Here is a 10,793-nt window from a genome sequence, read left to right as displayed (position 1 = left end):
TTTTAGCTGCATTAGTTTGTCCTAAGTTTGGTATTAGTTCTACTAAATTTTGAACAGTTTGTTCTCCTAATAATGGGAAGCTTTCTAAAGAAAAGTTTTTCAGGTTATTCTCATTAGTGATATTCCTAATACTAAAGAATTGAGGTTTCAATGCTTCATCAATATCGCCTAAAGTTAAATATTTATCTGGAGTATCTCCAGCGTTCCATGCTCGTGATAATCCGTTAACTTTCATTGAACCACCGTTTTGTATTGCTGGCATTTGGTTAAATGAAATTCTTTGCCAATCAGGTAGCAATATAAAATTCCCTTCTTTTGAAGGCAGAGTGCGAGTAGGTAGATTAGTTTGGCTCTGTGCTGAAGATGAGCTTGAATAAATAGTAACGGAAGCTAATACAATAGGAATAAATTTTAAAGCGATAAATTGACTAATCTTCATTTATCTATGTTGAGATATTTTTTCTTATTTTCAGTCATTTATCGTTAGGAATGTGCTTGACTATTGACGTAAATGTATTTATCACAATAGTAATATCTTCAATCGCACTCATTGTGATGAATGAATTAAATCTCCCTTTGATAAGATAATCATAAACATTTCAATAAACCACAAATAGACTTAAACTTATAATTTTATTAATCATTGAGTACATTATTACTAAACAACAAACAAAAGTTTAGAGGAAAAGGTTCTAGAATTTATAAAGGCGGTGGTGAGCCTGCGCGTTGCGGGGGAACACAGCCGTTGTAGCGACTGGCGAACCCGGAGGGTGATTGATAAGTTTTCAACTTTGAGTATGGAGGAAATCGAAGCTATGTTGAATTTAGATTCTTTGAAGACAAGTAGAGTTTACCAAGAAGCTAAAGAAGAAGGTGTGCTAGAGAATAAATTGGAGACAATTCCTAAACTCATTAAACTAGGTTTAAATACTGAGGAAATTGCAGAATTTCTTGAACTGAATATAGAAACAGTGAGGAAAAATACTCAACAATAAAACCGATCAAATTAGCTGAAGGGGTACTTAGTTTTAGAGTACTCCTATTTAACGTTTTTCAATTTCCAAACAAAACCTCCGGTTCTTTAGCCCAACGACTTGTATCTGGCGACGCAGCAGGACGAGCGTAAATTGCTTTATTGCGAATCTCGACGATTTTATCTTCCTCATGAATCATGCTGGGAATAAACTGCGATTGCACTTTACTTTCAATACAGTGGCTATTTTTATAGCGATGGGCGAAGCCCCGCCTTCGGTGATCGCACTGCTTAGGCTACAATGAAATAGGCAGCGAAAAAAATACGCAAGTTTAGGAGTTAATTAGAATGCCTGAATTTGAACAGATATACGAAGATATTAATACGTTACCAGAAGAAGCTCAAATCTTATTATTGGACAATATTTAAGCTACTCAAAAAATGTTATCCAAAACCAGAACCAGAAAATCATGGTGAAGAAAAAAGTCTTTATGAAAAGTTTGAAGAAACTGGATTGATTAGCTGTTGTTCTGTAGAAGAAAATTTATCTACTAGCTATAAAGAAATTCTGGCTAATACATTAGTTACCAAATACGATCATAGTTGATACTGGATTTTGGTTAGCTCTTATCGATCAAAAAGACACTTACCACCAAAGAGCAAAACAAACTCTAAAACAATACAAATGAGACCTTGATTACTACCTGGTGTGTTGTTACAGAAACCTGCTATCTTTTGCTAACACGTAAAGGAGTCAAAGCCCAAACTGCATTTATAAATAGTCTTAACCAAGAATTGTTTACAGTTTTCAATTTAGAAATTCATCATATTTCTCGCATTACCCAACTGATGGAAAAATATGCCGACCTTCCAATGGATTTAGCTGATGTTTCTCTTGTAATTTTAGCTGAACACTTAGGACATGGACGCATTTTTTCAGTGGATAAACGTGACTTTAATACCTATCGTTGGAAACAGAACTATCCTTTTGAAAATCTTCTCATTGAGGATTAGTGTGATTCGTAACCCAGTCTTGTAGGTTGGATGGAAACGCACAAGAGATATTTGCAGCGATATGAAAAATCTAAATTTGCGTTGTAACCCAACATTTTATAACTTGTTTGAAGCTTCTCTTAATCGTTGAATTTATACATTTTTGTGATTTAAAGAATCTTTATTTTCCCAATATAATTATGTTGGGTTACGCACTCGCTGACACCCAACCTACAGGAGATTGCGATAAGCTTCGCTTAACGCTGGAAGCGTATCGCACTATTTAACCAATATCACCTAAAAGCCTTTATTATGGTATTAGTCCTAAGTTAAAAGTAGATAAATCGTAAACAAGATGGAAATATATGGACAACAATAAACAAATTTACAATTACACAGTTCTTCTAGAAAAAGAATCAGATGGAGGTTATCATGCTTTTTGCCCTATCCTAAAAGGCTGTCATTCTCAAGGAGATTCTTTTGAAGAAGCCATCGATAATATCACAGAAGCTATTGAATTATATATTGAAAGCTTAAAGGCTGAGAATCTGTCAATTCCTAAAGAAAATTTAATTGTTAAGCCACTAAGTATCTTAGCATGAGTAATTTTCCCAGTGTTAAAGCTTTCATAATTTATCAAAGTAATCGAAAAATTAGGTTTTTATTTTGACCGTCAAAAGGGTAGTCATGCTATTTATAAAAATAGTCATGGACAAAGGGTTGTGGTTCCGATTCATTCGGGAAAAGACCTAAAACAAGGGACTTTAATGGGTATGATTCAAGATATTGGTATTGATAAAGAAACGTTCTTTGAGTTACTGGAAAAATAATCAGTTATAAACGCTTTGTTTGGGTTTATAGAGTGCGTTACGCTTCCGTATGCAATAATGCATATCAAAATACAATTACACCAATTCCTAAGTAAAAATTGCCGCGTCATATTCTCTGAATTCCGTAAAAAGCGCAAAAAAGACGGGTTTTTATCGACTGATTCCAAGAAATTATGTGTGATTCATGTATAGTAGTTAAACATTACGTCATACTTTACATTGAATATGACTAATGTTTCTTTTTGTGACAATTTTTCGGATTTTGAGAAAAAATTCTTGGTTTCGTGGGATGATTAATTTATTGTTTTGAATTTAAACTTCATTTTTTATATAATGGAATGTTAGTAAAATTTTTAAGGCAAGTCACATCTCCATTATAAAAATGTCAACTATATCCAATTGATACAAATAATTATATCAGAAAATAAATCATTTTTTTTGTGTTGTAGCCAATTTGAAAATTTTCCTTAGTAATCTCTTGTAGGTTGGGTAGAAACGCACAAGAGATATTTGCAGCGATATGAAAAATCTAGATTTGCGTTGTAACCCAACATTTTATAACTGGTTGGAAGCTTCTATTAATCGTTGAATTTAGATATTTTTGTGATTTAAAGAATCTTTATTTTCCCAATATAATATGTTGGGTTACGCACTCGCTGACACCCAACCTACGCTTGTATTGCGCGCACTGAGGTTTTAGAGGTGCGATATGCATTGATTGCATTAAGCTCCGCTTATCGCATTCCCAGGAATCGCATAACGACTCTGTATTTCATTGTTCCATTGGTGCGAGAGAAATTTCTACCCGTTTGTTGAGTGCATGGGCAATTTTTTGTAGCATGGAAAGAGAATGTCCCTCATAATCGGCATCTTCGAGTCGCGCAATTACGGGTTGCTTTGTACCAATTAAATCAGCAAGTTCTTTCTGTGTTAATCCAGCTTTTATTCTTGCTTCATAAATGAGTTGTGCAACTTCTGCATTTATCGAAGCTTCTACTACCATTTCTTGAAGCTCTTGATCGCGAAGATTTATATTATTAATTATTTTGATTGCATCGTTAGTTTTCTTCATTTTCATCTTCCTCTTGATAAGTATGAACTTCTGGATTTTCAACAAATAAGTTTTTTCGCTTTATCGCTCGTTCAATATCAATATCCGGTACTGCTGATTCTTCCTTTATAATGGCATGAGCCAGAATTGCGATATTTTGTCCGTGAAAAAAATATAGAATACGATACTGTATATGTTCGCGCTTTGCTCGAAGTTCGTAAATATCATCCCGTAAATAGTCTGCTGCTGGACGACGGAGTTCATAACCACTTTCAGCAAGTAGTTTGATTTTAACAATACAATTCGCGTAACCTTTCCGATTTTTCTTAAGAAGTTGCTTAAGCCATTCTAAAACTGGTACTTCTCCATCCTCATCTTGATAGAAGATAATGTGTGTTTTCGGCACTATACACCTCAAGTATATCAATATTGTTATATTAACTCCAAGGTGTCTTTAGGGGAATGTGATACTCTCGTCATTGCGATCGCATTTGTAAGAGTATCGAGTTTTACCAAAATTGCTTGAATTGTGGTGATTTGAAAAGGTGCGATCGCACTGTCAATACAGTCGCTACGCTTGTATTGCGATCGCACTATAACCCATAAGAAAAAACGATCGCCTTCCTTCAATCAAAAATAGCGATCGCACGCAAGCAATCGCATAATCTGTGATAAATGCCGGAATTGAGATTTTGTATTTTCTCTATTGCGTAATTTTATCTGGATGTGATGAATCGCGATCGCTTTCACAAAGTCGAGATAAAATTGTATATATCTCACCACAAATAGCTCTAGAATAGACTGTGCATTAATATATAAAGTGCTATTCGCATAAGTAAAACATTCATGCGTATTTCGTTAAATTGGCTGCGGGAACTAGTTGTCAATTTCTACAAGATCGGGCGATCGAACATAAAAATTTTGGTTTAAAATGATTATGTAAATTCCAAGGAGGATAATGCCAGCAAGAGATGTTTACCACAATGCAGTTAAAAATGCTTTAATTAAAGACGGTTGGAGCATTTTAGCCGACCCTTATAAAATTAAATACAAAGATGCTGAATTATTTGCTGATTTAGCAGTAGAAAAACCTTTTGCTGCTGAACAAAATGGACGCAAAATTGTTGTGGAAATTAAAAGCTTTTTAAGCCCCTCACCAATGAGAGATTTTGAGATGGCTTTAGGACAATATATTTTATATCGAAATTTAATCAATTTTACGGAACCAGAATATCAGATTTATCTAGCGATTAAGGATAGTATTTACGAAAACTTCTTTAAACGAGATTCAATTCAAGATATTACTAAAATAAATAAATTACTTTTAATTATTGTTGATATGGAACAGGAGGAAATTTTGCAATGGATAAATTAGAAAAATATCGTAATGATATAAAAAAAATATTAACAGAATATCATGAATGGGTTTCTGGTTCAGCCAATTTAGATCGAGAAAGTTGTATTGTTTTTGACGAGGTACACGACCAATATTTTTGGCTGTTTATGGGTTGGGAAGGAAAGAAAAAAATTAGAAATATTCAAGTTCATATTCGCATTAAAAACGAGAAGATTTATATTGAGGAAGATTGGACGGAGGAAGGTATTGCTACTGAGTTATTAAGGGAAGATGTACCGAAAGAGGATATTGTTTTAGCTTTCCACGATCCAGAATCTCGTAAGTTAACTGAGTTTGCTGTTGCTTAAATAGAGGTTTCGTTTATGTTGAACGTTGTAGGTATAATCGCTCCCGATCCAATAACTGACTAAATCAATATTATCGCACTTGTACGAAAAAAATAGTACACTCATCACTATCAGGAGCGATCGCACTGTCAATACAGTCGCTACGCTTGTATTGCGATCGCACTACTTTGCCTCTGAAGTTGAACTTGCGATCACTTCTACGACTCGCTCTAATCCTTGATTCAGAAGCGAAACGGCTTCAGCTCTCGACAGAGGTTCATTCGCGTTAAACATTCCGTCTGGACAGCACACACTGATACCAAACTTTTCGATTAGAGATTGCAAATGCTTGAAGTACCAGTCGGTAGGTTGGACATCTTTCAGTTGACTAACTGAGGTAATATCAGTCATGTTTTTTCTCCTTATTGTTTCAGGTTTAATTCATGGTTTCGAGTAGTCTTGTAGGTTGGGTGGAAACGCACAAGAGATATTTGCAGTGATATGAAAAATTTAGATTTGCGTTGTAACCCGACATTTTATAACTTGTTTAAAGCTTCTTTTAATCGTTGAATTTATACATTTTTGTGATTTAAAGAATCTTCATTTTTCCAATATCATATGTTGGGTTACGCAAAGCCTTCAACGTCACTTGCTATAACGAGGGTTCCCCTCGCAACGCAGTGACTCCTCAACCTAGGGGAGATTGCGATCGCACTAATCTTGAATGGTTTGGTTCCGGATTTCTCACAAGCCTTCAGATGGGTCTCACCATAATCTTTAGCAGACTATGTTTTGGACATTTTGTCCAGGTAATTTTAGTACAGTGCTAAATGTAGAAACCTATATTTTGTAGGGCTTTGAAAATGTTGTGAGAAATCCGGGTGGTGTAGTTTACTCAGATGAGTTAAACAATTCTAACTGAAGAGATAGTATCGTTACTGAGACCACCAGGGTATATTGCAATATTAGGATATTCACCTGGTTCAAGTACTACCATACGACCGTGAAAGTCAGGATGCTCCCAAAGTTCCCATCTACCTTCATATACCCTAGCTGATGTAATTTTGTCGTTCAAAAAAGTTCCGATATCTGGTATAGTTCGGTCAAAAGTAGAATCATCTCCGTTAAAATCTGCATCCGCATATACTTGTATTCTAGCCATTGTTTTTCTCCTTAAATAATTGAGTTTTCAACTTGCTTTGTACTTTGTACTTTGCAATTGAGGTCAATACGCTTAACATTGGTTGATTGACTGAAGTAAGTAGGTGAGTGGGAATAAACCGAACTATGTAACAGAATGTAAAGTTCAACAAAAGCTTGATTCAACTTGAGTTCGAGCTTACTTATGGTTACTTAAGCCTGCTTACAACTCAATCATGTGGATTTCCTGCCTCAAAAACCACCAAAGTTTGCAACTTTAAGAAAAAAGTTAAGGATTTAGTGCTAGCATTTTCCCAAACTCATTCCTCATATTGGTTTCAGTCACCGAAAATTTAAGTGCTTCGCAACTATTAGTTAACGTAATTCTTAACTTTGGAAAAAAACCCAAGTTAAGAATTATGCTTACGTTTATCTTTCCCAGAGAAAACTTCAATTTAAAGCTGATATATTTATGTATTTAGAACTATTGACAATATAGGATTTTCCTGTATTTGTCAAGTTTAGGCTTATTTAAAATAAACTTTTTGGAATTGTATTTGTAAAATTTATAACTATGCTGCATAAACTTGTAAAGTGCATAAGTAATAACAGTATCCACCCATATTACTAATAGGACTTACGCAACTGGCACATTTTTGTTGCAACGGGTGTGTGTGACACTTTGAATAATTTTTAACGTAATAATAAGCTTCTTCTGTGTCACGCACCAAGTTAGCATTGTGACAATAGCGTAAGTCCTGACTAAGTGGATTACTGACCACATTTTTATACTTGGATTTACAGTTAAAAATGCAATTACAATCAAAAAATCAACTACGGCGGCGGGGTGCGACTTTAACTGCCCAAGGCTTCAAAAAACTCAATCAGGCAAAAGCGGAGGTAGAAATTCAGCAAAACTTTAAGCGATATACTCTCGAAGACCTGAGTGAGAAAACAAATTTAACTGCCAATACCCTCAGCAAAGTCTTTAATGCTTCAGTAGGAGTCGATAAGCGAACCTTGGAATGCTGCTTCAATGCCTTTAATCTAACGTTGTTAAAGGACGATTATCTCTACCTGGAGCCTGATAAAGACAATATTGCCGAGATTGGCTTAATGTCCATGAATGAAATCATCTGTCCCATCGAATCAGTTTGCAATTCTCGCACCAATTCCCCTCAAACCCACAGAATGGAACAAGCGCAAGACAATCAGCAATTTCGTGCTTCAACCTTACCGGGAGGGCAAATACCCCTGGATTCAGTCTTTTACATTGACCGTCCTATCGTCGAATCTCTTTGTTACGAAGCCATCCAGCAACCCGGTGCTATGCTCAACATCCGCGCTCCCAAGCAAATGGGCAAAACCTCCCTAATGACCCGCATCCTGGCTTACGCTAACACTCTCGGACATAAAACCGTTTCTCTTAATTTACAACTTGCCGACGGTGAGATTTTACAGAACCTAGAACACTTCCTAAAATGGTTTTGCGCCAGAGTCAGCAAGCAGCTAGACTTACCAGATGCGATCGCCCTTTGGGCGATCGCATCTTTTTATCACAACAGCTTGGGTAGCAAATCGAACACTACTGACTACTTCGAGAATGTTATTTTAGCTAACCTCGATCGCGCAGACTCTCCCAGGAAGAATTGTCCTGTGGTGATTGCGATTGATGAACTCAACCAGCTTTTTGCTTACCCAGACATTGCTCGTGAATTTCTGCGACTTTTGCGAACTTGGTCTGAGCGAGCGAAAGCAAGGGTAGGAGAAAGCAATCTTTGGCAAAACCTCCGACTGGTGACGGTTCATTCCACCGAAATTCAGATGCCTGCTTTGATCGATAAATCCCTCTTGAATACAGGATTGGCAATCGATTTACCGGAGTTTACCCAATCTCAAGTGCAAGAATTGGCAAATCGATGGGGAGAGGATATGACAGCACAACAAATCGAGCAATTAATTACCCTTCTGGGAGGACATCCCTATCGCTTGCAGTTGGCTTTTTATTATCTTCAGCAGCAAACTATAACCCTGGAACAACTGTTAGAAAATTCTGTGACTGTTAGAAATATCTATGCAGAGCATCTCGAACAGCAATGGTGGAATCTGCAACCCTATCCCAATTTAGTACCATCCTTTACAGAAATCGTCAAGCAATCGAGTCCTGTAGATTGCGAGGCTGTGCAAGCCGAACAGTTGTGTAAGATGGGGTTAGTACATCTACATGGTAAAAAAGTTAGTCTTGCCTGCGAGTTATTTCGTCCTTTTTTCCGCGATCGACTTATGGCGAAATAAAACCTCCGGTTCCTTAGCCCAGCCCTTTCAACTTCTAGCTTAGTTTCGTGAAGATAATCCTGGCTCTGGTATTGTTGATTTTAAGTTCGGGAAATGTTAAAAATGCTTCCGCAACAACCAGAGCCTATTTTATTAGCGCAGATTTTTGCCAAGCTTACTTCTCTTGGTCGTATTCACAATGCTTCTACAGCCGTTGAACCCTCATAATTTGACCAAGGTATGTACGAATCTCGACGATTTTATCTTCCTCACGAATTATGCTGGGAATAAACTGCGATCATCTGTGCGGGTAGTCCCTATTCTCTGGGAACCCTTGTGGGCAAAGGTGGTATCATGACTTCTCAATTTCCAAACAAAACCTCCGGTTCTTTAGCCCAACGACTTGTATCTGGCGATGCAGCAGGACGAGCGTAAATTGCTTTATTACGAATCTCCACAATTTTATCTTCTTCCCGAATCATACTAGGAGTAAATTGCGATAAGCCGGAGGCTTGACGCTTTGCGTATCGCACTTCTAAAAAGTCCCTCACAGTCACATTTAGAGGTTTTTCCCCAAGTCCCTCACCAGAACATTCCTGTGTATTTCGATAAAACGCATCTTCTGCTGTTTTCCTCACCATCAGCGCGATTTCAGCCGGAGTCAGTAGTTTCGTTTCTCTCAATAAACGCAACCAATCTTTCTCGCAAAAATCCAATCCAGGAAAATATTTCGCTAGATGCAATTTAAAGATTTCATATCTTGCTCCAGTATGGGGAAGGTCTACAAAAATAATCTCATCAAAACGACGTATTAATTCTGGAGGTAAAAACTCCAATCTGTTAACTGTTGCCATAACTAAAACTTGCGATGTTCTTTCTTGCATCCACGTCAGTAACTTTCCTGCTAATTGACGAGATACACCACCGTCACTGTCGGAATCGAAACCAGCAAAACCTTTATCGAAGTCATCAAAGTAGAGGACTAAACCATGTTCCCCATTAGCATCACAAAATTGTAAAAACTCTCGTAAATTCTTCCTTGATTCGTATGCAGTCGCACCTCTTAATCCAGCCCAATCAGCAGCAACCATTGGAACACCCATTTTCTTGGCTGCTAATTTCGCACTCAAAGATTTACCCGTTCCTGGTGGTCCCCAAAGAATCATACCTTTGGGAAAGCTGAGATTGTGTTGTTTCGCTTGTGGCTTAAGTAATACCGCAGCACGTTCTAAAATTTCTTCTAATAAATCCAAACCAGCAGCTTGTGGTACATCTGGTTCGCTTATAAATTCCACACCCTGACCTTTTAGCTTGCTCTTCTTGTAATTTAATACCCCATCAATCAATTCTTCTAAGGTATGGGTAAATCTCGATAAACGCTTCAATAACATCTCTAATTCACCAAGTGGCAAGCCTAAGCAAGTGCGGATTAAAGTTTCAAGCTGTTGTGTACTATTTGTTGTCAATTTACAGTCGCATAAATCCTGAACTAAAGTTGTAATTGCGATCGCACTTGGTAACGGGTTAACTAATACGGGAATCAAAGGTGTTAACGAGTGAGGAAGTTCAACATAATTTTCCAAACAGATGAGAAATCTTGGTACAGAATTTGCATTTAGGTCATAAACTAAGTTACTCAGCATCATTTCTGTTTGCTGGGACAACATACCTGTTAAGATATCCGGCGAAATTGCACCTTCAAAAACAAATATCCCTGGGACATCGGGATGTTGTAATAACCAACTCAATCCTGAAAAACATTTGTACTTTGTAGATATAAGTCGCTGATTATCATTGAATAGTTGGAACTCAGAATAACCAGTATTCCAAAAAAATAAAGGTAATAATT

Annotated in this window: 15 protein-coding genes and 2 pseudogenes; 9 read left to right on the top strand and 8 right to left on the bottom strand. The window is 36.9% G+C overall.

Going from position 1 to position 10,793, the window contains the following annotated elements; all coding sequences use genetic code 11:
- A pseudogene (locus VB797_RS34065) lies at positions 1 to 439 on the bottom strand (M23 family peptidase); the annotation flags it as partial.
- 274 nt (positions 440 to 713) lie between these two features.
- Between VB797_RS34065 and VB797_RS34060 the strand changes: the two are divergent.
- A complete protein-coding gene (locus VB797_RS34060) occupies positions 714 to 995 on the top strand; it encodes a hypothetical protein (RefSeq protein WP_323242230.1) in 282 nt (93 codons plus the stop codon).
- A 58-nt stretch (positions 996 to 1,053) separates the two neighbouring features.
- On the opposite strand, the gene VB797_RS34055 is transcribed toward VB797_RS34060, so the two are convergent.
- Positions 1,054 to 1,197 (bottom strand): hypothetical protein, encoded by a 144-nt coding sequence (locus VB797_RS34055; protein WP_323242229.1) that lies wholly within the window; start codon positions 1,195 to 1,197, stop codon positions 1,054 to 1,056.
- Between the two features lie 134 nt (positions 1,198 to 1,331).
- Here VB797_RS34055 and VB797_RS34050 point away from each other — a divergent pair, with 134 nt between their 5' ends.
- From VB797_RS34050 to VB797_RS34035, 4 genes are all read left to right on the top strand, one after another.
- On the top strand, positions 1,332 to 1,580 hold the full coding sequence (locus tag VB797_RS34050; RefSeq protein WP_323242228.1) for a hypothetical protein: 249 nt from the start codon (positions 1,332 to 1,334) through the stop codon (positions 1,578 to 1,580).
- A gap of 86 nt (positions 1,581 to 1,666) precedes the next feature.
- On the top strand, positions 1,667 to 1,987 hold the full coding sequence (locus tag VB797_RS34045) for a VapC toxin family PIN domain ribonuclease (RefSeq protein WP_323242227.1): 321 nt from the start codon (positions 1,667 to 1,669) through the stop codon (positions 1,985 to 1,987).
- Between the two features lie 344 nt (positions 1,988 to 2,331).
- Entirely contained in the window at positions 2,332 to 2,568 is a 237-nt protein-coding gene (locus VB797_RS34040; RefSeq protein WP_323242226.1) for a type II toxin-antitoxin system HicB family antitoxin, read from the top strand.
- 33 nt (positions 2,569 to 2,601) lie between these two features.
- Entirely contained in the window at positions 2,602 to 2,796 is a 195-nt protein-coding gene (locus VB797_RS34035; RefSeq protein WP_323242231.1) for a type II toxin-antitoxin system HicA family toxin, read from the top strand.
- Positions 2,797 to 3,568: 772 nt separating this feature from the next.
- Here the strand turns inward: VB797_RS34035 and VB797_RS34030 are convergent.
- From VB797_RS34030 to VB797_RS34020, 3 genes are read right to left on the bottom strand one after another with little or no spacing between them, the layout of a single operon-like run.
- The gene (locus VB797_RS34030) at positions 3,569 to 3,868 is read right to left on the bottom strand and encodes a helix-turn-helix transcriptional regulator (RefSeq protein ID WP_323242225.1); all 300 of its coding nucleotides are present in this window, start codon (positions 3,866 to 3,868) and stop codon (positions 3,569 to 3,571) included.
- Complete coding sequence (locus VB797_RS34025; RefSeq protein WP_323242224.1) at positions 3,855 to 4,253, bottom strand: type II toxin-antitoxin system RelE/ParE family toxin; 399 nt, start codon at positions 4,251 to 4,253, stop codon at positions 3,855 to 3,857. Before VB797_RS34025 ends, VB797_RS34030 begins: the two co-directional genes overlap by 14 nt.
- Before the next feature lie 26 nt (positions 4,254 to 4,279).
- Positions 4,280 to 4,477, bottom strand: coding sequence for a hypothetical protein (locus tag VB797_RS34020; RefSeq protein WP_323242222.1), 198 nt, complete (start codon positions 4,475 to 4,477; stop codon positions 4,280 to 4,282).
- 328 nt (positions 4,478 to 4,805) lie between these two features.
- Between VB797_RS34020 and VB797_RS34015 the strand changes: the two genes are divergently transcribed.
- Positions 4,806 to 5,222 carry a XisH family protein gene (locus tag VB797_RS34015; RefSeq protein ID WP_323242221.1) on the top strand — a complete coding sequence of 139 codons (417 nt, stop codon included), beginning with the start codon at positions 4,806 to 4,808 and terminating at the stop codon, positions 5,220 to 5,222.
- Positions 5,210 to 5,551, top strand: a complete 342-nt coding sequence (locus VB797_RS34010) for a XisI protein (protein ID WP_323242220.1) — start codon at positions 5,210 to 5,212, stop codon at positions 5,549 to 5,551. Before VB797_RS34015 ends, VB797_RS34010 begins: the two co-directional genes overlap by 13 nt.
- A 162-nt stretch (positions 5,552 to 5,713) precedes the next feature.
- Here VB797_RS34010 and VB797_RS34005 read toward each other — a convergent pair whose 3' ends face one another.
- Both VB797_RS34005 and VB797_RS34000 read right to left on the bottom strand, forming a co-directional pair.
- On the bottom strand, positions 5,714 to 5,941 hold the full coding sequence (locus VB797_RS34005) for an S-layer homology domain-containing protein (RefSeq protein ID WP_323242219.1): 228 nt from the start codon (positions 5,939 to 5,941) through the stop codon (positions 5,714 to 5,716).
- Between the two features lie 493 nt (positions 5,942 to 6,434).
- Positions 6,435 to 6,692: a beta/gamma crystallin family protein gene (locus tag VB797_RS34000; RefSeq protein WP_323242218.1), complete on the bottom strand. Its 258-nt coding sequence runs from the start codon at positions 6,690 to 6,692 to the stop codon at positions 6,435 to 6,437.
- Between the two features lie 788 nt (positions 6,693 to 7,480).
- On the opposite strand from VB797_RS34000, the gene VB797_RS33995 reads away from it, so the two are divergent.
- Positions 7,481 to 8,965, top strand: coding sequence for an AAA-like domain-containing protein (locus VB797_RS33995; RefSeq protein WP_323242217.1), 1,485 nt, complete (start codon positions 7,481 to 7,483; stop codon positions 8,963 to 8,965).
- 43 nt (positions 8,966 to 9,008) lie between these two features.
- Positions 9,009 to 9,172: pseudogene (locus tag VB797_RS33990) on the top strand (IS4 family transposase); the annotation flags it as partial.
- A gap of 134 nt (positions 9,173 to 9,306) precedes the next feature.
- On the opposite strand, the gene VB797_RS33985 reads toward VB797_RS33990, so the two are convergent.
- Positions 9,307 to 10,793, bottom strand: a 1,487-nt coding sequence (locus VB797_RS33985; RefSeq protein ID WP_323242216.1) for an ATP-binding protein, incomplete at its 5' end; no start/stop codon positions are given.

This window comes from Rivularia sp. UHCC 0363, from assembly GCF_034931125.1.
GTDB lineage: Bacteria > Cyanobacteriota > Cyanobacteriia > Cyanobacteriales > Nostocaceae > Rivularia.
Note: the sequence above shows the minus strand (reverse complement) of the source record. Positions and strands in the feature narration are given on the sequence as shown.